This window comes from Bradyrhizobium sp. 33ap4, assembly GCF_032654765.1.
GTDB lineage: Bacteria > Pseudomonadota > Alphaproteobacteria > Rhizobiales > Xanthobacteraceae > Bradyrhizobium > Bradyrhizobium australafricanum.
The window spans coordinates 1-26620 of the sequence record NZ_JAUMTJ010000023.1 but is presented as its reverse complement, the minus strand read 5'-3'; the positions used below and the strand labels follow the sequence as shown (position 1 = coordinate 26620).

Genomic DNA, 26620 nt, shown 5'->3' with positions numbered 1-26620 from the left:
GTGTATGGCACCGTCCCTGACGGTTTCGATTGCCATGCAAGGCGGGTATCATTGCGCTGGAGCGTAATCGGAAGGCCGCGGAACCGGGATTTCCGGGGAACCATGCTCCACCAATGAGATGGGGTCATGATGCGCATCACCGCATCATGTTCCGGTTGAACGGCAGGGATTGGGCGCGTTGCAGGAACAGACAAACTACCCGGCATTGAACCAGCCGATCGACGAGCTGGCGCTGACCGAGATCAAGAGCGCGATCCTGGCCAAGCTCCGGCTTGCGATCGGCAAGGACGCCACCGTTGCGACCAGACGCGACTGGTACAAGGCCGCGGCACTGACGCTGCGCGACCGCATCGTGCACCACTGGCTGACGGCCGAGAAGCAGAGCTACGACGCCGGCGCCAAGCGCGTCTATTATCTCTCGCTCGAGTTCCTGATCGGCCGCCTGTTCACCGACGCGCTGAACAATATGGGACTGCAAGTCGGAGGCCAAGCGGTCTTAGGAAGACAACTATAACACTCAACTCCTTGGCTCACAGAACGACATGGCTACGATCCGACTTCTTGCGGCCTGCTTCATGGAGAGCATGGCGACGCTGGCGATCCCCGCGACCGGCTACGGCATCCGCTACGATTTCGGCCTGTTCCGCCAGATCATGAACCATGGCTGGCAGCAGGAATATCCCGATGAATGGCTCGCCTTCGGCAATCCCTGGGAATTCCAGCGGCCGGAGGTGGTCTACAACGTTCACTTCGGCGGCAATGTCGAGCATGTCGACGAGCGCGGCCGCGACCGCGCCACCTGGCATCCGGCGGAAACCGTCGAGGCCATGGCCTATGACACGCCGATCGTCGGCTGGCGCGGCCAGCACGTCAACGCGCTCCGCCTGTGGTCGGCGCATGCACCCGATCCGCTCGAGCTCGACGTCTTCAACACCGGCGACTACGTCTCGGCCAGCGCCGAGCAGGCGCGCGCGGAAGCGATCTGCAAATTCCTCTATCCGAACGACGAGAGCGCGGCGGGCCGCGAGCTCCGGCTGCGCCAGGAATACTTCTTCGTCTCGGCCTCATTGCAGGATCTCGTCAAGCGGCATCTCGCCTCCGACGGCGGCCTGCGCAATCTTGCGCAGAAGGCGGCCGTGCAGCTCAACGATACCCATCCGAGCCTTGCGGTCACCGAGCTGATGCGCATCCTGGTCGACCTGCACAATTTCCGCTGGGACGAGGCCTGGAAGATTACGGTCGCGACCCTGTCCTACACCAACCACACGCTGCTGCCCGAGGCGCTCGAGACCTGGCCGGTCGAACTGTTCGAGCGGCTGCTGCCGCGGCATCTCGAGATCATCTACCGCATCAATGTGGCCCATCTCGCGCTCGCCGAGGAGCGTTTCCCCGGCGACATCGAGTATCGCGCCTCGGTCTCGCTGATCGACGAGCGCAGCGGCCGCCGCGTGCGGATGGGCCAGCTCGCCTTCGTCGGCTCGCACCGCATCAACGGCGTCTCCGCGATGCATTCCGACCTGATGAAGGAGACCGTGTTCCACGACCTGCATCATCTCTATCCGTCGCGCATCACCAACAAGACCAACGGCATCACGTTCCGCCGCTGGCTGATGCTGGCCAATCCGCGGCTGACCGCGCTGCTGCGCGAAGCCTGCGGCGAGGCCGTGCTCGACGACTTCTCGCTGCTCGAGCGGCTCGAGACCCATTCGAGCGACCTGGAGTTCCAGAAGCGCTTCCGCGACGTCAAGCATCACAACAAGCTGGCGCTGGCAAGGCTGATCGGCGAGCGCAACCACATCAAGGTCGACCCGTCGGCGCTGTTCGACGTGCAGATCAAGCGCATCCACGAATACAAGCGGCAACTGCTCAACATCCTGGAGACGATCGCGCTGTATCACGCGATGAAGGACGATCCGCGGCGCGACTGGGTGCCGCGCGTGAAAATCTTCGCCGGCAAGGCGGCGGCGAGCTACCGCTACGCCAAGCTGATCATCAAGCTGATCAACGACGTCGCCGAGGTCGTCAACAACGACGCTTCGCTCGGCGGCAGGCTGAAGGTCGCCTTTCTCGCCGACTACAATGTCAGCCTCGCCGAGGTGATCATTCCGGCCGCCGATCTCTCCGAGCAGATCTCGACCGCCGGCATGGAGGCGTCCGGCACCGGCAACATGAAGCTCGCACTGAACGGTGCACTGACGATCGGCACGCTCGACGGCGCCAATATCGAGATTCGCGACAATGTCGGCGAGGAGAACATCGCGATCTTCGGCCTCGAGGCCGGCGACGTCATGGTCCGCCGCAAGCAGGGATTGGACGCCAGCGATGCGATCCGCAAATCGCCACGGCTGGAGCGCGCGATCCGCGCCATCGAGAGCGGCGAGTTCTCGCCCGGCGATCCCGCACGCTTCGCCTCGATCGGGCACGCGCTGCGCTACCTCGACCACTACATGGTCTCGGCCGATTTCGATTCCTACTACGACGCGCAGCGCGGCATCGACGCCCGCTGGATGGTAGCGCCGGCATGGACCCGCGCCTCGATCCTCAATGTGGCGCGCATGGCCTGGTTCTCCTCCGACCGCACCATCCGCGAATATGCCGAGGACATCTGGCACGTGCCGATGCATCCGGGTGCCTCGCCGCAGCTCGGCAACCAGCGCGAGGCGAAGGGATAATCCCGGGACGCGGAAATCGATTACGCCCGACGTCATTGAAATCAGCGCAATGCTCGCGATATTGCATGACGAACGTCATTGCTCGTCATTGCGTATGGCGATACGGAAGCGCCAGTCGATATTGAAAGACCTGCATGCTCACCAAGACCCCGCACCTTTTCGATGAAGCCACCGCCGTGACCGCCGGCGACAGCCGCTGGCAGGGACGGACCAGTCCCGATTACTGGGCGTTCGTCGGCCCGTTCGGCGGCTGCACGGCCGCGACCATCCTGCGCGCGCTGATGCAGCATCCGCAGCGCGCGGGTGATCCGCTGGCGCTGACGGTCAACTACTGCGCGCCGGTCGCCGAGGGCGCGTTCGATCTCGATGTCCGCCTGGTCAAGGCCAACCGCTCGAGCCAGCACTGGTCGGTCGACATGACGCAGGGCGGCGGCGAGGTCGCGACACTGGCGACCGCCGTGTTCGCCGAGCGCCGCCCGTCCTGGTCGCACCAACCGGCCGGGTTTCCGGGCGCCGTGCCGTTCGAACATCTGCGGTCCTTTCCAAAGCTCAAGATGACCTGGGCCAACCAGTACGATTTCCGCTTCGCCGAGGGCGAGCCGAAGTTCGCCCGGGGCGGCGGCGCGAAACAGCCGTCGAGCCCGTATTCAAAGCTCTGGATCGCCGACCGTGTGCCGCGCAAGCTCGATGCGCTGTCGCTGATGTCGATGTCGGACGCGTTCTTCGGCCGCGTCTTCCACGCAAGGCACGAACTGGTGCCGTTCGGCACCGTGTCGCTGACCACCTATTTCCACGCCGACGCGGCCGACCTGGACGCGGAGGATACCACCCGCGTGCTCGCCACCGCCGACGCCAAGAGCTTCCACAAGAGCTACGGCGACCAGCAGGGCGAATTGTGGTCGCCGTCCGGCCGGCTGCTCGCGACCACGACGCAGATCGCTTATTTCAAGGCGTAGCCAAATATCCACATTGGTCTGTTACGACCGCATTGCCTATTTCAAGGGTTGAGGGAACATTGGCACGTCGCTTCTGTTCCACACCTTTGGGAGCACTGCTGCATGTCCGAAGCCGACACGTCAAAGCCCTCGCGCATCGCCCTGCTTGGCGTTCCCATCGAGATCGGCGCATCGCAGGCCGGCCCGCTGATGGGACCGGACGCGCTGCGCACCGCGGGCATCGCGCGCCTGCTCGAGCAGCTCGACTTCCAGGTCGATGATCACGGCAACCTTGCGATCCCCGCCGTGGTCGCCGACGGCCCGGTGCCGGCCAACACCAGGTTCTATGACGAGGTGAAGACCTGGACCCGCGCGCTCTCCGAGCGCGCCTATTGGCTGGCGCATTCCGGCGCGATCCCGATCTTTATGGGCGGCGATCATTCATTGTCGATGGGGTCGATCAACGGCGTCGCGCGCTACTGGCAGGAAAAGGGCCGGCCGCTGTTTGCGTTGTGGGTCGACGCGCATGCTGACTACAACACGCCGGCCACCACCATCACCGGCAACATGCACGGCATGTCGGCCGCGTTCCTATGCGGCGAGCCCGGTCTCGACGATCTGCTCGGCGGACTGCCGCGCGCCTCGATCCCGCCTGATCAGCTCGACCTGATCGGCACGCGCTCGGTCGATCCGCTGGAGCGCAAGCTGCTGCGGCAGCGTAATGTGTCGATCGCGGACATGCGCCAGATCGACGAGTTCGGCGTCGCCGTGCTCACGCGCCGCGTCATCGAACGCGTCAGGGCGAAGAACGGCGTGCTGCATGTCTCGTTCGATGTCGACTTCCTCGATCCGGCGGTGGCGCCCGGCGTCGGCACCACGGTGCCCGGCGGCGCGACCTATCGGGAAGCCCATCTCATCATGGAGCTGCTGCACGATTCCGGGCTGGTGCGCTCGCTCGACATCGTTGAGCTCAATCCCTTCCTCGACGAGCGCGGCCGCACCGCGCGTGTCGCGGTCGAATTGATCGGCAGCCTGTTCGGCCTGCAGATCACCGACCGGCAGACGCCGAGCAACGCGGTGCTGCCGGAGATGGGGGAGTAGTGGAGCAACACGCGCGATGTCGTCCCGGCGAAAGCCGGGACCCATAACCACCGATGGTCATTGTTGCGCATCGGTGGAATGACGAGTCCCAACCACAACATCCGCTGCGGAGTATGGATCCCGGCCTTCGCCGGGACGACACTGGAGTATGTGGCGCCGTTGGCTGCTCAGCTTGCCGGATCGAGAAGGTGCGCGCTTCGTTGACTGCGTAAAAATCAAAAAGGCGGCCACGAGGGCCGCCTTTTCAAATCGCGTATCGCTTGCGCGAACTACTCCGCCGCCAGCTTCACTTCCGGCGCGGCGGCGCGGACTTCGGCGTCGACCTGCGCTTCGAACTTGGCGAAGTTCTTCTGGAACATGCCGACCAGCGCACGCGCGGTCTTGTCGAACTCTACCTTGTCGGCCCAGGTCTTGATCGGATCGAGGATGTGCGGCTCGACGCCCGGCAGCGAGGTCGGCACCGCGAAGCCGAAATACTTGTCGGTGCGGAAGTCGGCGTTGCGGAGCGAGCCGTTCAGCGCCGCGGTGAGCAGCGCGCGGGTCACCTTGATCGGCATGCGGCGGCCAGTGCCGTACTTGCCGCCGGTCCAGCCGGTGTTGACCAGCCAGCAATCGACACTGTGCTTGGCGATCAGCTCGCGCAGCATGTTGCCGTAGACCGACGGATCGCGCGGCAGGAACGGCGAACCGAAGCAGGTGGAGAATTCCGGCTGCGGCTCGTTGCCGAGGCCGCGCTCGGTGCCGGCGACCTTCGCGGTGTAGCCGGACAGGAAGTGATACATCGCCTGCGCCGGCGTCAGCTTGGCGATCGGCGGCATCACGCCGAAGGCGTCGGCGGCGAGCATCACGACGTTCTTCGGATGCGGTGCGCAGCCGGTGCGCGAAGCGTTCGGGATGAAATCGAGCGGATAGGCCGAGCGGGTGTTCTCGGTCTTCGAGCCGTCGTCGAAATCGGGCACGCGATCATTGGCGCCGAGCACGACGTTTTCCAGCACCGCGCCGAAGCGCTTGCTGGCGGCGTAGATTTCCGGCTCGGCTTCGCCGGACAGCTTGATGCACTTGGCGTAGCAGCCGCCTTCGAAATTGAAGACGCCGTCCTCGCTCCAGCCATGCTCGTCATCGCCGATCAGCGTGCGCTTGGGATCGGCCGAGAGCGTGGTCTTGCCGGTGCCGGACAGGCCGAAGAAGATCGCGGTGTCGCCGTCGGAGCCGACATTGGCCGAGCAGTGCATCGGCATCACGCCCTTCTCGGGCAGGTAATAGTTCAGCGTGGTGAACACGCTCTTCTTCATCTCGCCGGCATATTGCGAGCCGCCGATCAGGACGATCTTGCGGGCGAAATCGATCGCGACGACGTTCTCCGACTTGCAGCCGTGACGCTTCGGATCGGCGCGGAAGCTCGGCAGGTCGATGATCGTCAGTTCGGGCACGAAGCTCGCGAGCTCCGACGCCTCGGGACGAATGAGCAGCGTGCGGATGAACAGCGAGTGCCAGGCAAGCTCGGTGAAGACGCGGGTCTTGATGCGATGCTTCGGATCGGCGCCGCCATAGAGATCTTGCGCGAACAGCGTCATGCCTTCGGCATGCTTGAGGAAGTCGGCATGGAGCATGGCGAACTGCTCCGAGGTGATCGACTGGTTGCCGGCCCACCACATGTTCTTGTCGGTGAGATCGTCGCGGACCGTGAACTTGTCCTTCGGACTGCGCCCGGTGAACACACCGGTGTCCGCGCAAAGCGCGCCATCGGCCGACAGCACCGCTTCGCCGCTACGCAGCGAATGCTCGTAAAGCTGGGGTGCGCCATAATTCCAATGCACGCCCTTGAGATTTTTTAAGCCGAATTTGTCGGCGCCGAAGGCACCGTTATGTACGCCCGTCTCTTGCACGAAGAACCTCCTCGAACCCGCGTATCCTTGTTCGCGCGAATGTCGCCAATCGCGCCCCGCCGCGGTGACCGTGATCAGAATATAGCCTCTCGGCTTCGGTCCGGCGACCTAATAGTGGGGATCGCCAAGCTTGCCAAGCCAATCGAACGGCTTTTGGCTGATTCCAAGGCAGGCCCATCATCTGGCGCAAGTACCGCAGCGCGAAACCCTTTCGTCTTGCTTTCGTTTTCTCGTTGTTTTGCCGGCAGTCGGGCGACGTTTCATCGCCTTTCCCATCGCGCACGGAGCTTTGCGATGCACAAAAAGTGCCAGCCGGCGGGCGGCGCGTTCGCCGATCGAGGCGGACGGCGCGGAGAATGCCGGGTATGCATTTCGCGCTGAGGATGTATCGTTGAGATGAGCCGCCGCGCGTTGACGCAGCGCTGCAGAGCCGAGCATGACCATCGTGTTGCACGCGGCACCACCTGATCGGCATTGAGCTGCAAGTGAGAAGCTGCTGATGAGCAGTTTCGACTGCGCTCAACACACCTTCGTCGAAGCCCGATTGATACAACGCTCAACTGCGGTGAACGTTCCGCAACGGCGGCGAGGCGATCGCTGACCCTGGCGATCGATGATAACGCAATCAGCGCGTCGCACGCGCGCGCGTCATCGGTCGACATCGCGATCCGGATGATTTTCCGATGCAGCAGCGCCAGATATTCTTGCACGCGGATCGAGCCAACAAGGCGATGACGAGACACGCCGGCGCGAAATGATCGCGCTGTCAAACCTTACGCAAGCAGGAAGCGACGCGCGGCTGAAGGACACTTCACCTCGGCGATCGCGCAATCGCGCCGCCGCAGCCATGCGACACCATGCCTCGCCACGGCCGCAGCGCCGCCGTGCGGACAGGTCTTTCTCCTATCCTTGCTATCCCTTGGCGCGCGCCTCGCCGGCGAGCCGCACCAGCACCTTGCGCAGCTCGGTGCCGGTGGTGACGCGCTCAGGGAAATCCAGCCGCAGCGTGTCGCGGCCGGCCTGCATGTCCATGCCATCCGGATCACAGCCTGTGCAGAGCCATTCGGCACTTTCCGCGCCGAGCAGCCGCGTCGCGTAAAGGTTCATGGCCTCGCGGTGATCCTCGTTCATATGCGCCACCGCGCCGGGCTCGGCTTCGAGCAGCGCCTCGGCTCCGCCGAGATCGGTCAGGAATTGCGCGGGTTTGAGGTCCACGATGCGGCCGAACCCGGCGACCAGATGGGCACCGCTTGGCTTGATCCGGAAGAACGAGAAATCCTTAAATTCCACAAAGGCTTCCGCTGACGGATGGGCAGCGAGATAGCGCCTTCGGACGAGCTCCCGCCCGGCCTCCCCGACCTCTTCCGCCTTGCCCGCCAGCATGATCCGGGCGCCCTCCAGCGGATCGCCCTCGGCGCGCTCGTCCAGCATCAGCGACACCCGGCTGTCGGCCAGGATGTTCTTGGTATGCAGCGCCAGCCGGGAAATCAGCAGGATCGGCGAGCCGTCGGGATGGCTGGCCAGATTGACCAGCGAGCAATAGGGATCGCCGGTGCCGGCCATCAACGTGGCGAGGGCGCCCTGGCGACTGCGGCGGAGCAGCGAGCGGGCAAGGTGGGCTGGATCGAAGGCGGCGGTCGGTTGCATGGGCCTATCGGGTCATTTTATGGGCGAATCGGGTGGGTTCCCTATGAAAAAAGGGCCTTTTCTCATGGTCTAAGGGTGCTATATGGGGACCCATCGCGTGGGTCGCAGAAGCGGATTTTTGCGGAACTCGGTCACACTTCAGCCCAGCTTGCATTGCTCGTTGACCGCGTTCGAAGCCCAATTCTACGGCGCGTCGCCAGAGTGCCCGCCGTCTAAGCCACTCTCATTGTGAAAGCAGCACATGCCCACAATCGCCCTGGTCGACGACGACCGCAACATTCTCACTTCGGTTTCGATCGCGCTCGAAGCCGAAGGCTATCGCATCATGACCTACACGGACGGTGCGTCGGCGCTGGATGGGTTTCGCACGTCGCCGCCCGACCTTGCGATCCTCGATATCAAGATGCCGCGCATGGACGGCATGGAAACGCTGCGCCGGCTGCGCCAGAAGTCCGACCTGCCGGTGATCTTCCTCACCTCGAAGGATGAGGAGATCGACGAATTGTTCGGCCTGAAAATGGGCGCCGACGATTTCATCCGCAAGCCGTTCTCGCAGCGCCTGCTGGTCGAACGGGTCAAGGCCGTACTCCGCCGCGGTCAGCCGAAGGATCCGACCGCCGCGCCGAAGGAGCCGGACGCCCGCGCGCTGGACCGCGGCCTGCTGCGGATGGATCCGGAGCGCCACACCTGCACCTGGAAGAACGAGCCGGTGACCCTCACCGTGACCGAATTCCTGATCCTGCAGGCGCTCGCCACCCGCCCCGGCGTCGTGAAGAGCCGCAATGCGCTGATGGACGCGGCCTATGACGACCAGGTCTATGTCGACGACCGCACCATCGACAGCCACATCAAGCGGCTGCGCAAGAAGTTCAAGGTGGTCGACGACGACTTCGAGATGATCGAGACGCTGTACGGCGTCGGCTATCGCTTCAAGGAAGCCTGATCTGCGCTTCCCGGGCGGCTTGTTAACTGACAGGCTCCGCACGGCTGGGGTAAGCTCGGGCGAACGATTGCTTCGCGGGACGACATCCATACCAACCGGCAGCTTTGCCAGTGCTTGATCGAACGCAGCTCGAGCAAGGCCTGAACACCGAGGACGCGTCACAGCTCCTCGATCAGGACGCCGTTGCCGAAGACGTGGCGCAGGACAAGGGCTGGCGCCGTCCGCTCGGCTGGCTGCGCCGCGCCGGTCAGTTCTTCTTCGCGCTGTCGTTCTCGAGCCTGACGCGCCGTATCGTCTCGCTCAACCTCGCCGGCCTCGTCGCGCTGGTCGCCAGCATCCTCTATCTCTCGCAATTCCGCGCTGGCCTGATCGAGGCGCGCACGCAGAGCCTCCAAGTCTATGCCGAGATCATCTCGGAGGCGATCGCGGCCTCGGCCACCGTCGAAGGCAACACCGTCACGATCGACCCCGATCGCCTGCTCGACCTCAAGCCCGGCGAAAGTTATGGCCAGCCGGATGAATCGGCGGATTTCCCGATCAATCCCGAGCGGGTCGCGCCGGTCCTGCGCCGCCTGATCGCGCCGACCAAGACGCGGGCCCGCATCTTCGACCGCGATGGCGGCCTGATCCTCGACAGCCGCAATCTGTTCGCGCGCGGCGACGTGCTGCGCATGGAGCTGCCGCCGCCGTCGGAGAAGCCGTCGCTCTATGAAAGGACCAAGGCCACCATCAAGACCTGGCTCAACCGCGGCGACCTGCCGATCTATCGCGAACTCGGTCCCGAAGGCGGCAAGGGTTATTCCGAAGTCGCGCAATCGCTCGAGGGCATGAAGGGCAGCGCCGTGCGCGTCACCGAGCGCGGCGCGATCATCGTGTCGGTCGCCGTCCCGGTGCAGCATTTCCGCGCCGTGCGCGGTGCATTGATGCTGACCACGCAGGGCGACGACATCGACCAGCTGGTGATGTCCGAGCGCCTCGCCATCCTCAAGATCGGCGGCGTCGCCTCCGCCGTCATGATCATGCTGTCGCTGCTATTGGCGAGCACGATCGCTGGCCCGGTGCGACGGCTCGCCGACGGCGCCGAGCGCGTCCGCCACCGCATCCAGACCCGCGTCGAGATTCCCGACTTCACCGGGCGCCGCGACGAGATCGGCCATCTCTCCGGCGCGCTGCGCGACATGACCAACGCGCTGTACAGCCGCATCGAGGCGATCGAGATGTTCGCCGCCGACGTCGCCCATGAGCTGAAGAATCCGCTGACCTCGCTGCGCTCCGCGGTCGAGACGCTGCCTTTGGCGCGCAACGACAACAGCCGCGCGCGGCTGCTCGCCGTGATCGAGCATGACGTCAGGCGGCTCGACCGCCTAATCTCCGACATCTCCGACGCCAGCCGGCTCGATGCCGAATTGCAGCGCCAGGACATGGCGCCGGTCGATCTGCGGCGGCTGCTGACGACGCTGACCGGCGTCGCCAACGAGACCAGGCTCGGCCACGACGTCGCCGTCGAAGCCCGCTTCGAGGGCCGCGGACCGACCGATACGCTCTCTGTGCCCGGCCATGATTCACGGCTCGGCCAGGTGATCTCGAACCTGCTGTCGAACGCGCAATCATTCTCCAAGCCGGGCGACAAGGTGCGCATCGTCTGCCGCCGCAACCGCGGCGAGGTCGAGATCGTGGTCGACGATGACGGGCCCGGCATCGGCGAGGACGCGCTGGAGCGGATCTTCGAGCGCTTCTACACCGACCGGCCGCACCAAGGGTTTGGCCAGAACTCCGGCCTCGGGCTTGCGATCTCCAAGCAGATCATTGAAGCCCATGGCGGACGCATCTGGGCCGAGAACCGCGCTGGCCCTGCGGACGCAGACGGCAAGCCCACCATCGCCGGCGCACGCTTCGTGGTCAGGCTGCCGACACTATGAGCGACAATTCAAGCGTGCACGCATCCGCCGTTCTGGTCGGCGAGCGTGCGGTGCTGATCCGCGGCCCGTCGGGCGCCGGCAAGTCGCGTCTGGCCTTTGACCTGATTCTCGCCGGGCGCACCGGAGCGCTTCCGCCGGCCATTTTGGTGGGGGATGACCGTGTCCGTCTCGACACAGCCGGCGAACAATTGTGGGTTCGTCCGGTCCAGCAATTGGCTGGTCTGATCGAGATCCGAGGCCTCGGAATCCGCCATTGTCCGTTCGCAGATGAAGCCGTGGTGGGGCTGATCGTCGACCTCGCCGCTGACGACGCCGAGCGACTGCCGCCGCCGGAGGCGCTCACGATTCGCCTTAATGGTGTTTTGGTACCGCGAATTCCCGTCGGCGTTGGCTTCCAACCCCTGCCGCTGGTTGTCGCCGCGCTGACGACAACCTGAAAGTTCATGTTCCCGTAATCTTGCGGCCAATTGTGGGAAGGGAATTGGTAACCATATCACATCCACTATCGCGTCGGATTTTGCCGGCGCAGCCTCCCCTCTCTACCGCCAGGAACCGGGAGACTAGCCAAGATGCCCTCTTGCGTAGGGCCTCTGGATGGTCAAAGTGGCGCGTTCGTGCGGTGCACCAAAGGGCGCCCGCGAGGAGTTTCCAATGATTGGTCTAGTGCTGGTGACCCATGGGCGCCTTGCCGACGAGTTCAGAGCGGCGCTCGAACACGTCATGGGTCCGCAGAAACAAATTGAAGCGATCACGATCGGGGCCGAGGACGATTCCGATCTCTGTCGAAGCGACATCATCGAGGCGGTGAACCGCGTCGATAGCGGCGACGGCGTTGCGATCCTCACCGACATGTTCGGCGGCACGCCGTCAAACCTTGCGATCTCCTGCATGAGCCGCCCGAAGGTGGAAGTGCTCGCAGGCATCAACCTTCCCATGCTGGTCAAGCTTGCCAAGGTTCGCGAGGAGCGTTCGCTGCCCGACGCGATCGCGATGGCCCAGGAAGCCGGCCGCAAATACGTCACCATCGCCAGCCGCGTTCTCGCAGGCAAATGAGCGACGAGGCCCCGGGCGGAAATCAGGTCGGCCCGGGCGTGCCAGCGGGCGCCATTTCCCGTGAGCTCCTGATCGTCAACAAGCGCGGCCTGCATGCGCGGGCATCGGCCAAGTTCGTCCAGCTGGTCGAGCGATTCAACGCCGAGATCTGGGTCACCCGCGGCACCGAGACCGTCGGCGGCACCTCAATCATGGGCTTGATGATGCTCGCCGCCGGGCCCGGCACCACGGTCGTGGTCTCAGCAAAGGGCGACGAAGCGCAGCAGGCGCTCGACGCCATCGCCGAACTCGTCGCCAGCAAGTTCAACGAGGAAGGCACGTAAGGCAGTCACCCCTTACCTCGCCCCGCTTGCGGGGAGAGGTCGGATCGCATCGAACGATGCGATCCGGGTGAGGGGTACAGGTCTATCGATAGATCGCCATCGCGGCGAGAGCCCCTCACCCCAACCCTCTAAGAGCGAGCTTCGCTCGTCTCGACCCCGCAAGCGCGAGGCGAGGGAGCGACAGCTACTTCGCCGGCGGCACCAGATAGACCTTCCAGACCGTCGACGGACCGGGATGGCCGTTGAAGAAGCGCATGGTGGTCATCACCAGCGGCTCGGCGTCCTTGGCGTGCTCCGCCATCCACGCCTCGCAGGGCTTCAGGAACACCGGATCGGTGGTGTCGCAGACGCCGATGAAGCCGAGACGCTTGGCTTCGTCGAGCGACGTCAGCCCCGACGACCAGGCTTCGCCCGGCACCAGCGATGCCGGATGATCCGGACTGTAGAACGTCATCGGCTCGCCGATATCGGACCGCGCGACGACCACGGCCCAGCGCGAATGGAATCTGTCCTGCCAGGTCTGGGTGAGTTCGCGCGCGAGCTCGGAGCGCGCGGCGTAGGTCGAGCCGCCGACATGGTTGGACGCGATCTCCTGCGTGGCGATGCTGGGCGCGGCGATCAGCGTGGCGATCGTGGCCACGAACCAGATCGCGGTGATCGAGAACAGCGCCATGCGCGGGAAGCGAAGCGAGGGAATCGCGACCAGCGCAAGCGGCACCAGGAAGAACAGCGGGATGCCCCAATCGGTCTTGATATAGACGGTGAACGCCAGCGCGCCGAGCGGCGGCCCGATCGCGACGATCAGCTGGATGATCCAGACGTTGAGCGCCTGCGGAAGGTTGACGGCGGGATTGGGTCCGCGCGACCAGACCCGCGCCAGCACGTCCGACGGCCGCCACGGCACCGAGCCCAGCAGCAGCGCCACCAGGCCCAGCACGACGGGAATCGCGAGCAGCCCGACATTGTGCACGACATAGCCGATGACGAGCTGCACATTGAGTGCGCGGCTCGACAGCGCGTAGACGTCACCGGCATAGGTGAACGGCACGAAGTCCACCTCCTCCAGCCACACCAGGTGCGGGATCATCGCCACCGCCATCGTGCCGATCGCAACCCATGGCGCCGGCGAGCGCAGGAATTGCGTCCGTTGCGGATGGATCAGCGCAAGTCGGATCGTAGCCATGTCGTTCTGTGAGCCAAGGAGTTGAGTGTTATAGTTGTCTTCCTAAGACCGCTTGGCCTCCGACTTCCGAGCCAGAGACCCGACTTGAAGCTGCGCTTCTCGAATGCGTTCAGATAGGCCAGCACCAGCAGCGGCAACGGCACCAGTTGCGCGAGATCGGCGTTGTATTTGAAGCCCTTGAAATTGAAGATCGGGTAGAGCGCGAGCATCACCACCATGAAGAACGCGCGGCGGCGATCGACGACACGCAGCGCGATCAGCCAGCACACCACCAGCGCGAAGCTGACCGTCGTCATCGCAAGCGCATAGGTCGACCAGTTGGTGACCGGAAAAATCCTGAACCAGACCCCGGCGATCCAGCCCGACAGCGGCGGGTGCTTGCCATAGCCGAGCAGGAAGCGCTGGCCCCAGGCATAGGCTTCCGCAACATCCATATGGATGTCCTGTGCGGCCTTGAGCTTGACCAGGATAAGCGTCCACAGCACCGCATGAACCAGCGCGAAGCCGATCACGAACCACAGGCTGGTCCTGGGATCGGTGGCGCGCGAGGCGATCCAGGCGGCAATCCGCCGGATCGTCAGCTTGCGTTTGGTGCGCCGGGCGGCGGGGAGCGTGGAGGCGGTCGACATGGCCTGTGCCTGAGGCATGCCCCGGAAAAGTGGAAAGCGGTTTCCCGGAAGGATCATGCCCGAATGGAAGCGGAAGCGCGATGAGTGCTCATCCGCATTTCAGCGCGCTTTAGCGCGTTTTTGTGGCCAGTGAAATCAGCTTGGCGTGAGAACGCCTCCAGCCAGCGGATTCACTTTCGGGGAAGTCCGGCCGGTGCTCGAAATGCATGGTATCGTAGTGACACCATTCGCCGCCCCAGATGAAGCCGTGACGCTCGAAGATGTCGACGATCTCGCGCGGCATCCAGTTGTTGCAGGGGATGGTCTTGCCTTTGCCGGCCCACAGCCGGTCATCCCGAACTTTCAGGTTGAGGTCGATGGCGGCGGCGTAGCCGTGCATGCTCATCCGCCCGGTGTCGGCGACGCGAAAGACGATTTTCGGGCCGCCGAACCTGGCAGGAACATGCCCGGGAATCGGTCACGGCAACCCCGCCGGAAACGGCGCCGTGATTCGTCGTCACACCGCTGCAAAATACCGCAATTTGGTTGCCCGCGCGGGGGTGCGGATGCTATCCCGCGCCCATGACAACTGCCCCGATTTCGAACATCCGCAACTTCTCCATCGTCGCCCATATCGACCATGGCAAATCGACCCTTGCCGACCGCCTGATCCAGATGACGGGCGGCCTGTCGGATCGTGAAATGGCGGGCAAGGAGCAGGTGCTCGATTCGATGGATATCGAGCGCGAGCGCGGCATCACCATCAAGGCGCAGACCGTCCGGCTGAACTACCGCGCCAAGGACGGCAAGGATTACATCTTCAACCTGATGGACACGCCCGGCCATGTCGACTTCGCCTACGAGGTCTCGCGGTCGCTGGCGGCCTGCGAGGGTTCCCTGCTCGTGGTTGACGCCAGCCAGGGCGTCGAGGCGCAGACGCTCGCCAATGTCTATCAGGCGCTCGACAACAATCACGAGATCGTGCCGGTCCTGAACAAGGTCGACCTGCCCGCGGCCGAGCCCGAGAAGGTCAAGCAGCAGATCGAGGACGTGATCGGCATCGATGCGTCCGACGCCGTGATGATCTCGGCCAAGACCGGCGTCGGCGTGCCTGACGTGCTGGAAGCGATCGTCACCCGCCTGCCGCCGCCGAAGGGCGACCGCGATGCGACCCTGAAGGCGTTGCTGGTCGACAGCTGGTACGACGTCTATCTCGGCGTGGTCGTCTTGATCCGCGTCGTCGACGGCGTGATGAAGAAGGGGAGCCGCATCCGCATGATGGGCACCGGCGCGGCCTACGATATCGAACGCGTCGGCTTCTTCACGCCGAAGATGGAGCAGGTCGAGGAGCTCGGCCCCGGCGAGATCGGCTTCATCACCGCGGCGATCAAGGAAGTTGCCGACACCCGCGTCGGCGACACCATCACCGATGACAAGAAGCCGATCAGCGAGATGCTGCCGGGCTTCAAGCCGGCGATTCCGGTCGTGTTCTGCGGCTTGTTTCCGGTCGACGCCAACGACTTCGAAACGCTCCGCGCGGCGATGGGCAAGCTGCGGCTCAACGACGCAAGCTTCTCCTACGAGATGGAAACTTCCGCCGCGCTCGGCTTCGGCTTCCGCTGCGGTTTTCTCGGCCTGCTGCATCTGGAAATCATCCAGGAGCGGCTGTCGCGCGAATTCGACCTCAATCTGATCGCGACCGCGCCGAGCGTGATCTACAAGATGAAGCTGACCGACGGCACCGAGCTCGAGATCCACAACCCGGTCGACATGCCCGACGTGGTCAAGATCGCCGAGATCGAGGAGCCGTGGATCGAGGCGACGATCCTCACGCCCGACGAATATCTCGGCAGCGTCTTGAAGCTGTGCCAGGACCGCCGCGGCTCGCAGAAGGAGCTCACTTATGTCGGCTCCCGCGCGATGGTGAAATACGACCTGCCGCTCAACGAAGTGGTGTTCGACTTCTACGATCGCCTGAAGTCGGTCTCCAAGGGCTACGCCTCGTTCGACTATCATCTGACCGACTACAAGCCGGCCGATCTGGTCAAGATGCAGATCCTGGTCAACGCCGAGCCGGTCGACGCGCTGTCGATGCTGGTGCATCGCACCCGCGCCGAGGGCCGCGGCCGCGCCATGGTCGAGAAGATGAAGGAGCTGATTCCACCGCACATGTTCCAGATCCCGATCCAGGCGGCGATCGGCGGCAAGGTGATCGCGCGCGAAACCGTCCGCGCGCTGCGCAAGGACGTCACCGCGAAGTGCTACGGCGGCGACATCACGCGCAAGCGCAAGCTTCTGGAGAAGCAGAAGGAAGGCAAGAAGAAGATGCGGCAGTTCGGCAAGGTCGACATCCCGCAGGAAGCCTTCATCGCCGCGCTCAAGGTGGACAGCTGAGGCGGCGCTACCGGCGCGACTGTTGCCCATTCTTGTCCCAGCAACAAAACGCACCATGATTTGAATCGCCACTGCATCGCGCTCCGACTAGACTGCGATCATGTTGCGCATCCTGTTCCTCCTTATCGTCATCCTCGCACTGATGCAGCCGGACCTGAGCTCCGCCGCCTCCTCGAAGAAGCGGCACGGCACCCGCTGGCACGGCTATGGTTTCCTGCCCGGCTACCGGCAGCCGCCGAACCAAACCATTCCGGTGTTCGGCCCGCGCGGCGCCGCCCGCGGCTACCCGGACTATTCGCCGCAATATTGGTATGGCGGGGATTGGTACTATTTCGGCCGCCCCGGATTCTACCGCGGCCGCTACAATGGCGGCAGTTTTGGCCCGTGCTGGACCTGGACGCCGATCGGGCGCGCCTGGCAGTGCGGCTAGAGCGTTTTCGAGCGAAGTGGCTCCGGTTCGCGTGAAGAAAACGCGTCAAAGCAAGAATCTAGAGCCCCGTTCCGATTCTATCGGAACGGAAAAGGCTCTAGCCGCACCTCGCTGCGACATCTTGCGCATGCAACGCACAATCCGCTGGTCCCGGAATGAGAGGCATGTTGCCCGTCATGTTGCCCCTGGACCTCAGATAGGCCAGCATCCTCCCTGCGCGCACCACAACAAACAACAGCGCCGGGGAAACGCATGAGCAAGGCCGCTCGGTTGGATTATGGCTGGGTCGTCGTCGGCGCGGGCGCGCTGATGACCTGCGTCGGCTTCGGCACCATGCTGTCGCTCGCGGTGTTCCTGCAGCCGATCTCGGATGCGATGGGCTGGTCGCGCGCCGGCGTCTCGGCGGCGGCGACGCTGGATTTCCTCTGCATGGGTTTTGCGGCGTTCGCCTGGGGCGCGCTGTCCGACCGCTTCGGTACCCGCATCGTGGTGCTGGCGGGCAGCCTGTTGCTCGGGCTTGGCCTCGTGACGGCAAGCCAGGCGCAGAGCCTGTGGCAATTCCAGCTCTGCTTCGGCGTGCTGATCGGGATCGCCGCCGGCAGCTTCTATGCGCCGATGATGGCGCTCGCCAGCGCCTGGATCGACAAGCATCGCAGCCTCGCGGTCGCGCTGGTGTCGGCCGGCATGGGCGTATCGCCGCTGACCGTCGCGCCGTCCGCGAGCTGGCTGATCACGGCCTATGACTGGCGCTTTGCGATGTTCGTGATCGGCATCGCCGCATGGGCGTTGCTGATCCCCGCATCGTTCCTGGTGCGCCCGGCGCCGCAGGGAACGGACGTCGCAATCCCGACCGCCGCGAACGTGCCGCAAACTGAATGGACCGCGGCGCAGGCGCTGCGCACGCCGCAATTCATCACGCTGGCACTGGCGCATTTCGCCTGCTGCGCGGCGCATTCGGGACCGATCTTCCACATGGTGTCCTACGCCATGGTGTGCGGCATCGCGCCGCTCACCGCGGTCACAGTCTACAGCCTCGCCGGCTTCTCCGGGCTCGGCGGCCGGCTGCTGCTCGGCGTGCTCGCCGACCGGCTCGGCGCCAAGCCGGTCCTGGTCGGCGGCCTCCTGGTGCAGGCGCTGTCGATCGCGACCTATCTCGCGGTGGCGCAGCTCGGCGAGTTCTACGCGCTGTCTGTCGTGTTCGGGCTGGCCTATGGCGGAGTGATGCCGCTCTACGCCGTGCTGGTGCGCGAGTTCTTCGGCGCGCGCATCATGGGCACGGTGTTCGGCGCGGTGTCGGCCTTCGCGAGCCTCGGCATGGCGCTCGGGCCGTGGGCCGGCGGTTACGTGTTCGACACGTTCCACGGCTATACGTGGCTGCACGCCGGTTCCTTTGCGATCGGCCTCGCCGCGGTCGCCGTGGCGCTGAGTTTCTCGACCAAGCGCCAGCCGTCGCTCGATCTCGGCCGCGCCGCCGCCTGAGCGCGGCTGCATTCGTCACACTCGCGCGCACCGGCACAGCGGATGGATAGCTGATCTGCATCGGCGCCGTCCTGCCTTGCCTTCCCTTGCCCTCTCCTGCCGGATGAGCCACCATCGCCCGGCCTGCCCAACAAGAATGACAGAAGGCGCCGAGGACACGCATGAACAAGCCGCAGGGATTCGACCTTGTCGAGCGGGCGCGCGCGCTGGCGCCGCTGATCACGAGTGAAGCCAACGAGATCGAACGGACACGGCGACTGACGCCATCCGTCACCGCGGCACTGGTCGAGAACGGGCTGTATCGCGCGCTGCTGCCGAAGCGTTTTGGCGGCGCCGAGGCGACACTGGACGCCTTCATGCAGATGCAGGAGGAGATCGCCAAGGCCGATGCATCGACCGCCTGGTGCCTCGGCCAGTGCAGCGTCTGCGCCATGACCGCGGCCTATCTCGAACCCGACGCAGCTAACGAGATCTTCAACACCACGCCCGGCATCCTCGCCTGGGGCGCTATCGCCCATGAGGTGCGCGCCGAGCCCGGCGGCTATCGCGCCAGCGCGCGCTGGGATTTCGCCTCGGGCTCGCGGCAGGCGAGCTGGCTCGGCGCCCATGTCCGCGTCGTCGAGGACGACGGCTCACCGCGCAAGAAGGCCGACGGTTCGCCGGAGATCCGCACCATCCTGTTCCCGATGTCGTCAGCGACAATGTATGACGTCTGGGACGTGATCGGTCTGAAAGGCACCGGCACCGATTCCTACTCGGTCGACAACCTCTTCATTCCGGAGCAGTTCGCCGCGCTGCGCGACGATCCCGCCGCGTGCCGCGAGCCGGGGCCGCTCTACAAGCTCTCCACCAACATGGTGTTCAGCATGGGCTTTGCCGCCACCTCGCTCGGCGTCGCGCGCGCCATGCTGGACGCGGCGACCGAGCTTGCCCGCGGCAAGACCCCGCAAGGCCTCAAGGCGATGCGCGACAACAATGCCGTGCAGGGCCAGATCGGGCGCACCGAGGCCAGCCTGCGCGCCGCGCGCGCCTATCTGTACGCGACGGCCCACGAGGTCTGGAACGATCTCGTCCGCGGCGACCCGATCACCGAGGCACATCGCGTCGCGATCCGCATCGCCTCGACCTGGACCATCCACCAGTCGGCCGCAGTGGTCGACATCGCCTATCACATGTCGGGGGCAACGGCGGTGTTCGCCAAGAATCCGTTCGAGCGACGGTTTCGCGACATGCACGCAATCGCGCAGCAGATCCAGGCCCGCGACACCCAGTACGAGGACGCCGGCAAGGCGATTTTGGCAGGCAATCTCGGCGCTCCGCCGACCGCGCGCTAAAGCATGATCCGGAAAAGTGCGAAGCGGTTTTCCGAAAAGATCATACTTGAACAGGAACTGAAGCGCGATCAAGTCAGATTGCATCAGGGCGTTGACTCATAAGTCCGCTGTGTCGGCTCTGCTCCCTAAAACACGACATCGCCGGGTAATCATGGCATGTCGGTTTTGGGCCCAACAGTGGGCATGACGACTGGCGGCCCTCGCAATCTGAATTCTGTCCCCTCAAAATGGATTCTGTCGACTGCCCGGATTTTTCAGCGGTGCGGTAACGCATTGAGCTCGCAGAGGGCAGCCGTCGCGCTTGGTACAGCCAAAATTCGCAATCTTGGTGCTGTTTTATGAGCAAGCGCAGCGCATCTATTGTTCGTACTAAGCAACCGAACTGCCTTGGCAGTTCTTGGTTAGTCGGCGCGTCCGCGCGCTCTGCAGCAGTTCCACCAAGAGACAAGGAGTATTCCCATGAAGGCCATCGTTGTAACGGACCAAGCCGCGGGAACGGCCGGGATGAAGCTGGTGGACCGGCCCGAGCCGCAGGCAGCGATAAACGACGTCGTCGTTCAGGTTTATGCGTCGAGATTTGTCCCGACTGAGCTGGCGTGGCCCTCGACCTGGACCGATCGCCTCGATCGTGACCGAACACCGTCGATCCCGGGGCACGAGCTGGCCGGAGTGGTCACCGCTCTCGGATATGGCACTACAGGGCTATCGGTGGGACAGCGGGTGTTCGGTCTAGCGGACTGGTATCGCGACGGCACGCTGGCCGAGTATGTGGCGATCGAGGCGCGCAACCTCGCGCCGCTACCGGGCGACGTCGACTTCACAATGGGCGCAAGCCTTCCGGTCTCGGGCCTGACGGCATGGCAAGGACTATTTCAGCACGGCCGCCTCCAGGCGGGGCAGAGTGTCCTCGCACACGGCGCGGCCGGCGCGGTCGGGTCGATGGTGACGCAACTCGCGCGAGAGGCCGGCGCGTATGTGATCGGCTCCGGGCGGTCCGCCGACCGTCAGACTGTGCTCGACTTCGGCGCGCAGGAGTTCGTCGATCTCGGCAACGACGCCCTTGAGGACGTCGGCAAAGTCGATCTGGTGTTCGACGTCATTGGCGGTGAAATCCAGAAGCGGTCGGCAAAACTGATTCGAGGCGGAGGAACGCTGGTGACGGTCGTTGGGCCGGCCGAGGCGCGACCTTCCGACGGCCTGGCGGTCGACTTCGTCGTCGAGTCCGATCGTTCCCAACTGAGTGAGATCGTCCGGCGGGTGCGGGACGGACGCCTGCGGACAAACATCGGCAACGTCACGACTCTCGACGAGGCCGTCGCTGCCTTGAATCCGACCGGTCGACGCAAAGGGAGTACGATCATCCGCGTTCGCCCCTGAGTGACACATGCCTATTGATGCGCGCAGCCGGCCGGCCCTGTCAGGCCAGACGTTGAACAGTACGAAAGTAGCACCGGCGGCCATGGTCGCGGCACGAATACCGGCGGCGCAACATCCGGTTGTTAAGCTTTTTCTGCGACTTTGCGGACGGCGCTAATGCCTGGAGTTTCGCTGGTCCCATGTTCACGCTTCGATCGATTGCCGCCCGCCTGATTCTGGCTATTTCGCTGACTGTCGCAGTCGCCTGCGCCATCCTCGGCGGCTTCTCCATCAGCCAGCAGCGGGCGCTGACGCGGCTCGCGCTCGATCAGCAGCTCAAGCTGCAATATGACAGCGTGATTGCAGCGATCGACTACGAGGGGCGCGCGGCGCTCGCGGTCTCGGCGGTCATCGCCGCCTTGCCGCCGGTCGAGGACGCCATCGCCAAGGGCGACCGCGACGGCCTCGGAAAGCTGCTCGGCGCCTCCTGGGCGTCGATGAAGGCGCAGGGCATCCCGCTGATCTCGTTCTGGCAGCCCCCGGCGACCAGCTTCTACCGGGTCCATGCGCCGAAGACTTTCGGCGACGACGCCTCGACGCGGCGCACCACGGTGGTGGAATCGAACAGGACCGGCAAGCCGATCGTCGGCGTCGAGCCCGGCCGCGAAGCGCTTTCGATCTTCGGCATGACCCCGATCATGCGCGACGGCAAGACGCTGGCCAATGTCGACGTCGGCGCCGCCTTCGGCAAGGAATTCGTCGACCGCGCCAAAAAGCGCTTCGGCATCGACCTTGCGGTGCATTCCTTCGACGGCCAGAGCTTCAAGCGGCTGTCCTCGACCTTCGGCGATACCGTGGTCGCGACCCAGGACGAGCTCAAGCGTGTGATGAACGGTGCGGCCCTGCTGCGCGACGCTGTTCTCGACGGCCATGCGGTGGAGCTCTATCTCGGCCAGATCAAGAACTACGCCGGCGAGCCGGTCGCCGTGCTCGAGATCGTCAAGGACACCAGCGACTATGAAGCCGCCGCGGCAAGCGCGCAGCGCAATCTGATCCTTGGCGTGGTCGCGATCATGGCCGCCGCCGTGCTGCTCGCGTTCCTGCTCGGCCGCGGCCTGTCGCGGCCGCTCACCGCGATCACCGCGGTCATGAACCGCCTGTCCAGCGGCGACACCAGCGTCACGATACCCGGCAGCGAGCGCCGCGACGAGCTCGGCACGATGGCGAAGGCGGTCGACGTGTTCCGCCGCAGCATGGTCGAAACCTCCTCGCTGCGCGAGGCGCAGGAGGCCGACAAGGTGAAGGCGGAGGCCGACAAGCAGGCCTTGCAGCGGCAGATGGCCGATCGTTTCGAAGCCGACGTCAAGGGCATGGTCGCCGCCGTCGCGCGGTCCTCGGGCGACATGCAGCGCGTCGCGGGCGAGATCACCGCCAGCGTCAACGGCGCCTCCGAACGGACCTCGGCGGCAGCCGCCGCGTCCGAGGAAGCATCCGCCAGCGTCAATGCGGTCGCAGCCGCAACCGAGGAGCTGGCGTCGTCGATCACCGAGATCGGCCGCCAGGTCACCCATTCCAGCCGTGTCGCCGACAGCGCCGTGACCAAGGCCATGGAGACCACCGAGATGGTGACGAGCCTCGCCGCATCGGCAGAGAAGATCGGCGACGTGCTGCGCCTGATCAGCGCGATCGCGAGCCAAACCAATCTGCTGGCCCTCAACGCCACCATCGAGGCCGCACGCGCCGGCGAGGCCGGCCGCGGCTTTGCCGTGGTCGCTGCCGAGGTGAAGGACCTGGCGAGCCAGACCGCGAAGGCGACCGAGGAGATCGCCGGCCAGGTCGGCGCGATCCAGTCCGCCACCGGCAACTGCGTCAGCGCGATCGGCGACATCAGCGGCACCATCCGCGAGATCTCGGGTATCGCCACCGCGATCGCAGCCGCCGTCGAGCAGCAGGACTCGGCGACGCGGGAGATCGCCCGCAGCGTGCAGCAGGCGTCCACCGGGACCGTCGAGGTCTCCGCCAATATCGCGGGCGCGAGCGAGGCCGCCAGCCAATCCCGCGCCCTCACCGGCAATGTGCTGGATACGTCCGGCCAGCTCGGCGATCACGCCGCTGCGCTGTCGCACAGCGTCGACACCTTCCTCGCCGGACTGCGCAACGCCGCCTGAGCGGCGGCGCCGGGCTTCAAGTCATGGTCAGGGCAGCACGGGCGGCGGAGCGGACCGGTCGGACTTGTCGTCCGGCCGAGCGTCGACCCGCCCCCAATCGCGCATGAACGGCATCTGCAGCAGGCCGCGCAGCGACTGCTTCTCGGGATCATCGAAGCCGTCGAGGCCATAGCGCAGCTCCGCGAAGCGTGGACCACGATTATAGGTGCCGCCGAGCCGGTCCCAGATCGAGAGCAGGTTCGAATAATTGCTGTCGGTCTCCGGCTGATGACGCGAATGATGCATCTTGTGCATGTTCGGCGTCACGAAGACGAGCCGCAGCCAGCGGTCGAGCCGCTCGGGCAGGCGGATATTGGCGTGCTCGAATTGGGCGTTCAGCGCCGACAGCGTCAGATAGGTAACCAGCACCCAGGCCGGCGTTCCGAACACGAAGACGCCGGCGATGTGCCAGCCGATCCGCCACAGCGTCTCGCCGGGATGCTCGCGGAACGTCGTGGTGACGTCGACGAAGCGATCGGCGTGGTGCATGCGATGGAAGCGCCACATCCAGCCGAGCTTGTGCATGGAGACGTGGGCGAAATAGGCGAACAGGTCGAGCCCGATGATGCCGAGCAGGAGCTGGTTCGGGGGTGACAGGCCGAGCCAGTGCGACAGGCCGAATTTCGCATCCAGCGTCCATTGCGCGGCCAGCGGCGACAGTGGGCTGAGCAGCAGGTTCACGCCGACGAAGATCACGGTGATGGCGGCGTTGCGGCCGATATTGCGCATCCGGTCGCTGCGGCCGTAGCTGAACAGCGGAAACGCGGCCTCGAACAGCAGCACGATCGCGAACGACGCGAGCAGGAACGCGATCCGCGCGCCGGTCGACGGCAGCTCGACATGAGCCATCTCAGCCGCGCCCGGATGCCACAGAAGCTTTGCAAAGCCGATCATGCCGTCAGCCTCCCCTCTTTACAAAACGAATATTCGTTCTTTATAATGGCAACGAATGATCGTCAAGCCCGCCGCATCGGCCGGCCGCGACCTGACAAGGACCCGACTATGCCGAAGGTGAAACCCGAGACGCTCGCGATCCGTCGCGAGGAGATTCTGCAGGCCGCGGAGATCTGCTTTGCCCGCCAGGGATTTCACCAGACTACGATCCAGGACGTGATCAAGCAGTCCGGGCTCAGCGCCGGCTGCATCTACGGGCATTTCACGGGCAAGGAGGAACTGATCCAGGCGATCGGCGAAAGCCGCCATGGCCGCGACAGCGCGCTGCTGGCGCTCAAGGATCCATCGGACGATGTGTTGCAGAGCCTGCGGTCGATCGCCCGCGGCTTTCTCGGCGACCTGCAGAAGGAAGAAGGCCTGCGTGCCCGCCGCGTCGCGTTGCAGCTCTGGGCGGAGGCGCTGCGCGACGACGTGGTCCGCGACCAGGTGCTGAGCGGAATCCGCCAGCCGATCGCCCTGATCGTGGACCTGCTGCGGCGCGGCCAGAAGAGCGGCGCGATCGACCGCGGCGTGCAGCCGCGCGGCGCGGCGCGGGCAATGGTCGCGATGTTCCAGGGCATCGTGCTGCAACGGCTGTGGGGCGAAACCGTCACGACCGCGGAGGCGATGCACGCCTTCGACATCTTCCTTGCCGGCCTTGCCGCCAGACGCTGACGGGGGATGCGGTGATCGTCCACGACCTCCTCGCCGGCATCGGCACGGGCCTCGCCGGCGGTCTGACCGCCGGGCTGCTCGGCGTCAGCCCCGGCGGCGGACTGGTCGTGTTCTCGGTGCTACTGCTCGGCGCCGGCCAACATGTCGCGCAAGGCATCTCGCTGGTCGCGCAGGTGCCGCCGACCAGCCTCACGGGGATCCGGCGCTATTGGCAGAGCGGCAACCGCACCCCATTGCGCTGGATCGCGCTGCTGACAGTCGGCTTTGTCGCCGGCGGCGCGGCCGGCGCACTCGCCGCCAACCATGTCGCCGAGCCCGCGCTGCGCTGGACCTATGTGGCCTATCTCGTCGTGCTCGACGCGATGCTGATCCTGCGCGGCGGACGCGACGAGGCGAAGCACGACGACAAAGTCACCGCGCGCGAAATATCCTGCCCGGCGCTGCTCATTGTCGGGCTGCTGGCAGGCCTGTCGTCGGGCTTTCTCGGCATCGGCGGCGGACTGGCGACCGTGGTGGGCTTAAGCGCCGTGCTCGGGGTGCCGCAGCATCAGGCGCAGATGGCAAGCCTCGTGATGTCGCTGATCCCGACCACGATCCCCTCGGCCTGGATCTATTGGAGCGAGGGCTCGCTGGCGTCCTGGCCGGTGCTGGCGGGCGTGATCGTCGGCCTGCTGGCCGGCACCGATCTCGGCGCCCGCGCCGCCAACCGCATCGACCGCGCGCGGTTACGCAGCACGATGATCGTCTTCGTCTCGCTGATGGCGGTCTATATGACCTTCAAGGCGCTGTGGTAGATAGATATAGGTACGTCCTCCTCACGGAGCCCATTATGCGCAAGCCGGCAGCATCGACCAGCAAGGCGGCGCGACGGCCGCACGCCAAACCGGCAGCTGCGCTGTTCGACACGTACCCTGCCCCGGTCAGAGCCAAGCTGCTGGCGCTGCGGCGGCTGATCTTCGAGACCGCGAAGGCAACCAAGGGCGTCGGCGCGCTGGAAGAGACATTGAAGTGGGGCCAGCCGAGCTACCTCACGCCGGAGACCGGCAGCGGCAGCACGGTCCGGATTGATCAGGTGAAGCCGGCTGCCGACCAGGTCGCGGTCTACTTCCACTGCCAGACCAATCTGGTCGAGACCTTCCGCGAACTCTATCCCGAGCTCAGCTACAGCGGCAACCGCGCCATCCTGCTCGATGTCGCGGGCAAGCTGCCGGAGCCCGCGCTGCGCCACTGCGTGGCGCTGGCGCTGACTTATCATCTCAACAAGAAAGAATCGTAGGGCGTGAAGGCGACGGCGGTGCGCTCCCTCTCCCCGTTCTTACGGGGAGAGGGTTGGGGTGAGGGGCCGTCTCCGCACATTCGGTAATAGCTGCGTTCGCGGAGAATCCCCTCACCCGGAACGCATCTAACGATGCGTTCCGACCTCTCCCCGCACGCGCAGGGGTGTCCGGGGAAATTCAGGCATAGCGGAGCTCCATCTGGTCAGGTGAGATGGTTGATTTCCGACGGCTGGGGTTGATGGGCGGAGGTTTGTCGATGGCAGCG

The 26620-nt window shown here is 65.0% G+C and carries 22 protein-coding genes and 1 pseudogene; 17 read left to right on the top strand and 6 right to left on the bottom strand.

Annotation, left to right across the window (positions count from 1 at the left end; all coding sequences use genetic code 11):
* Window positions 1–169: 169 nt before the first annotated feature.
* From Q2M23_RS19110 to rocF, 3 genes and pseudogenes are all read left to right on the top strand, one after another.
* A pseudogene (locus tag Q2M23_RS19110) lies at window positions 170–2672 on the top strand (glycogen/starch/alpha-glucan phosphorylase).
* Window positions 2673–2806: 134 nt separating this feature from the next.
* A complete protein-coding gene (locus Q2M23_RS19105) occupies window positions 2807–3628 on the top strand; it encodes a thioesterase family protein (protein WP_316396549.1) in 822 nt (273 codons plus the stop codon).
* 102 nt (window positions 3629–3730) lie between these two features.
* Window positions 3731–4708, top strand: coding sequence for an arginase (rocF, locus tag Q2M23_RS19100; RefSeq protein WP_076831116.1), 978 nt, complete (start codon window positions 3731–3733; stop codon window positions 4706–4708).
* 269 nt (window positions 4709–4977) lie between these two features.
* On the opposite strand, the gene Q2M23_RS19095 is transcribed toward rocF, so the two are convergent.
* A complete protein-coding gene (locus Q2M23_RS19095; RefSeq protein WP_316396546.1) occupies window positions 4978–6594 on the bottom strand; it encodes a phosphoenolpyruvate carboxykinase in 1617 nt (538 codons plus the stop codon).
* Between the two features lie 912 nt (window positions 6595–7506).
* Entirely contained in the window at window positions 7507–8241 is a 735-nt protein-coding gene (locus Q2M23_RS19090; protein ID WP_316396544.1) for a HugZ family protein, read from the bottom strand.
* Between the two features lie 241 nt (window positions 8242–8482).
* Here Q2M23_RS19090 and Q2M23_RS19085 point away from each other — a divergent pair, with 241 nt between their 5' ends.
* The 5 genes from Q2M23_RS19085 to Q2M23_RS19065 all read left to right on the top strand — a co-directional run bounded on the left by Q2M23_RS19085 (window position 8483) and on the right by Q2M23_RS19065 (window position 12479).
* A complete protein-coding gene (locus Q2M23_RS19085; RefSeq protein WP_016843287.1) occupies window positions 8483–9184 on the top strand; it encodes a response regulator transcription factor in 702 nt (233 codons plus the stop codon).
* 110 nt (window positions 9185–9294) lie between these two features.
* Window positions 9295–11103, top strand: a complete 1809-nt coding sequence (locus Q2M23_RS19080; protein ID WP_057019534.1) for a sensor histidine kinase — start codon at window positions 9295–9297, stop codon at window positions 11101–11103.
* Complete coding sequence (locus Q2M23_RS19075) at window positions 11100–11540, top strand: HPr kinase/phosphatase C-terminal domain-containing protein (RefSeq protein WP_316396540.1); 441 nt, start codon at window positions 11100–11102, stop codon at window positions 11538–11540. Before Q2M23_RS19080 ends, Q2M23_RS19075 begins: the two co-directional genes overlap by 4 nt.
* A gap of 214 nt (window positions 11541–11754) precedes the next feature.
* Entirely contained in the window at window positions 11755–12156 is a 402-nt protein-coding gene (locus tag Q2M23_RS19070; RefSeq protein WP_021076632.1) for a PTS sugar transporter subunit IIA, read from the top strand.
* Entirely contained in the window at window positions 12153–12479 is a 327-nt protein-coding gene (locus tag Q2M23_RS19065) for an HPr family phosphocarrier protein (RefSeq protein ID WP_028335869.1), read from the top strand. Before Q2M23_RS19070 ends, Q2M23_RS19065 begins: the two co-directional genes overlap by 4 nt.
* A gap of 184 nt (window positions 12480–12663) precedes the next feature.
* On the opposite strand, the gene Q2M23_RS44030 is transcribed toward Q2M23_RS19065, so the two are convergent.
* The 3 genes from Q2M23_RS44030 to Q2M23_RS19055 form a co-directional block, all read right to left on the bottom strand.
* Complete coding sequence (locus Q2M23_RS44030; RefSeq protein WP_410469740.1) at window positions 12664–13662, bottom strand: hypothetical protein; 999 nt, start codon at window positions 13660–13662, stop codon at window positions 12664–12666.
* Window positions 13638–14291 (bottom strand): glycosyltransferase family 39 protein, encoded by a 654-nt coding sequence (locus Q2M23_RS44025; RefSeq protein ID WP_410469739.1) that lies wholly within the window; start codon window positions 14289–14291, stop codon window positions 13638–13640. Before Q2M23_RS44025 ends, Q2M23_RS44030 begins: the two co-directional genes overlap by 25 nt.
* A 109-nt stretch (window positions 14292–14400) precedes the next feature.
* Window positions 14401–14676, bottom strand: a complete 276-nt coding sequence (locus tag Q2M23_RS19055) for a M15 family metallopeptidase (RefSeq protein ID WP_316396532.1) — start codon at window positions 14674–14676, stop codon at window positions 14401–14403.
* Between the two features lie 176 nt (window positions 14677–14852).
* Here Q2M23_RS19055 and lepA point away from each other — a divergent pair, with 176 nt between their 5' ends.
* The 6 genes from lepA (at window position 14853) to Q2M23_RS19025 (ending at window position 23431) form a co-directional block, all read left to right on the top strand.
* Window positions 14853–16664 (top strand): translation elongation factor 4, encoded by a 1812-nt coding sequence (lepA, locus tag Q2M23_RS19050; RefSeq protein ID WP_057019506.1) that lies wholly within the window; start codon window positions 14853–14855, stop codon window positions 16662–16664.
* A gap of 100 nt (window positions 16665–16764) precedes the next feature.
* Complete coding sequence (locus tag Q2M23_RS19045; protein WP_057019507.1) at window positions 16765–17094, top strand: hypothetical protein; 330 nt, start codon at window positions 16765–16767, stop codon at window positions 17092–17094.
* Window positions 17095–17346: 252 nt separating this feature from the next.
* On the top strand, window positions 17347–18573 hold the full coding sequence (locus Q2M23_RS19040) for an MFS transporter (RefSeq protein WP_076831136.1): 1227 nt from the start codon (window positions 17347–17349) through the stop codon (window positions 18571–18573).
* A gap of 161 nt (window positions 18574–18734) precedes the next feature.
* Window positions 18735–19907, top strand: a complete 1173-nt coding sequence (locus Q2M23_RS19035) for an acyl-CoA dehydrogenase family protein (RefSeq protein ID WP_316396528.1) — start codon at window positions 18735–18737, stop codon at window positions 19905–19907.
* Window positions 19908–20366: 459 nt separating this feature from the next.
* Window positions 20367–21284 carry an NADP-dependent oxidoreductase gene (locus Q2M23_RS19030; protein WP_316396526.1) on the top strand — a complete coding sequence of 306 codons (918 nt, stop codon included), beginning with the start codon at window positions 20367–20369 and terminating at the stop codon, window positions 21282–21284.
* Between the two features lie 179 nt (window positions 21285–21463).
* Entirely contained in the window at window positions 21464–23431 is a 1968-nt protein-coding gene (locus tag Q2M23_RS19025) for a methyl-accepting chemotaxis protein (protein WP_253588679.1), read from the top strand.
* Window positions 23432–23458: 27 nt separating this feature from the next.
* Here the strand turns inward: Q2M23_RS19025 and Q2M23_RS19020 are convergent, their stop codons facing one another.
* Window positions 23459–24364 carry a sterol desaturase family protein gene (locus tag Q2M23_RS19020; RefSeq protein WP_316396523.1) on the bottom strand — a complete coding sequence of 302 codons (906 nt, stop codon included), beginning with the start codon at window positions 24362–24364 and terminating at the stop codon, window positions 23459–23461.
* Window positions 24365–24472: 108 nt separating this feature from the next.
* On the opposite strand from Q2M23_RS19020, the gene Q2M23_RS19015 reads away from it, so the two are divergent.
* The 3 genes from Q2M23_RS19015 to Q2M23_RS19005 are packed head-to-tail and all read left to right on the top strand — an operon-like array spanning window position 24473 to window position 26354.
* A complete protein-coding gene (locus Q2M23_RS19015) occupies window positions 24473–25078 on the top strand; it encodes a TetR/AcrR family transcriptional regulator (protein WP_316396521.1) in 606 nt (201 codons plus the stop codon).
* Between the two features lie 11 nt (window positions 25079–25089).
* A complete protein-coding gene (locus tag Q2M23_RS19010; protein ID WP_316396519.1) occupies window positions 25090–25872 on the top strand; it encodes a sulfite exporter TauE/SafE family protein in 783 nt (260 codons plus the stop codon).
* 35 nt (window positions 25873–25907) lie between these two features.
* Window positions 25908–26354, top strand: coding sequence for a DUF1801 domain-containing protein (locus Q2M23_RS19005; protein ID WP_057019512.1), 447 nt, complete (start codon window positions 25908–25910; stop codon window positions 26352–26354).
* Window positions 26355–26620: the final 266 nt, after the last annotated feature.

Coding starts and splice junctions, on each gene's coding strand:
- lepA (WP_057019506.1), top strand. CDS start 14,853: ATGACAACTGCCCCGATTTCGAACATCCGCAACTTCTCCATCGTCGCC.
- Q2M23_RS19075 (WP_316396540.1), top strand. CDS start 11,100: ATGAGCGACAATTCAAGCGTGCACGCATCCGCCGTTCTGGTCGGCGAG.
- Q2M23_RS19085 (WP_016843287.1), top strand. CDS start 8,483: ATGCCCACAATCGCCCTGGTCGACGACGACCGCAACATTCTCACTTCG.
- Q2M23_RS44030 (WP_410469740.1), bottom strand. CDS start 13,662: ATGGCTACGATCCGACTTGCGCTGATCCATCCGCAACGGACGCAATTC.
- Q2M23_RS19035 (WP_316396528.1), top strand. CDS start 18,735: ATGAACAAGCCGCAGGGATTCGACCTTGTCGAGCGGGCGCGCGCGCTG.
- Q2M23_RS19090 (WP_316396544.1), bottom strand. CDS start 8,241: ATGCAACCGACCGCCGCCTTCGATCCAGCCCACCTTGCCCGCTCGCTG.
- Q2M23_RS19105 (WP_316396549.1), top strand. CDS start 2,807: ATGCTCACCAAGACCCCGCACCTTTTCGATGAAGCCACCGCCGTGACC.
- Q2M23_RS19045 (WP_057019507.1), top strand. CDS start 16,765: ATGTTGCGCATCCTGTTCCTCCTTATCGTCATCCTCGCACTGATGCAG.
- Q2M23_RS19030 (WP_316396526.1), top strand. CDS start 20,367: ATGAAGGCCATCGTTGTAACGGACCAAGCCGCGGGAACGGCCGGGATG.
- Q2M23_RS19015 (WP_316396521.1), top strand. CDS start 24,473: ATGCCGAAGGTGAAACCCGAGACGCTCGCGATCCGTCGCGAGGAGATT.
- Q2M23_RS19025 (WP_253588679.1), top strand. CDS start 21,464: ATGTTCACGCTTCGATCGATTGCCGCCCGCCTGATTCTGGCTATTTCG.
- Q2M23_RS19070 (WP_021076632.1), top strand. CDS start 11,755: ATGATTGGTCTAGTGCTGGTGACCCATGGGCGCCTTGCCGACGAGTTC.
- Q2M23_RS44025 (WP_410469739.1), bottom strand. CDS start 14,291: ATGTCGACCGCCTCCACGCTCCCCGCCGCCCGGCGCACCAAACGCAAG.
- Q2M23_RS19065 (WP_028335869.1), top strand. CDS start 12,153: ATGAGCGACGAGGCCCCGGGCGGAAATCAGGTCGGCCCGGGCGTGCCA.
- rocF (WP_076831116.1), top strand. CDS start 3,731: ATGTCCGAAGCCGACACGTCAAAGCCCTCGCGCATCGCCCTGCTTGGC.
- Q2M23_RS19040 (WP_076831136.1), top strand. CDS start 17,347: ATGAGCAAGGCCGCTCGGTTGGATTATGGCTGGGTCGTCGTCGGCGCG.
- Q2M23_RS19055 (WP_316396532.1), bottom strand. CDS start 14,676: ATGAGCATGCACGGCTACGCCGCCGCCATCGACCTCAACCTGAAAGTT.
- Q2M23_RS19005 (WP_057019512.1), top strand. CDS start 25,908: ATGCGCAAGCCGGCAGCATCGACCAGCAAGGCGGCGCGACGGCCGCAC.
- Q2M23_RS19020 (WP_316396523.1), bottom strand. CDS start 24,364: ATGATCGGCTTTGCAAAGCTTCTGTGGCATCCGGGCGCGGCTGAGATG.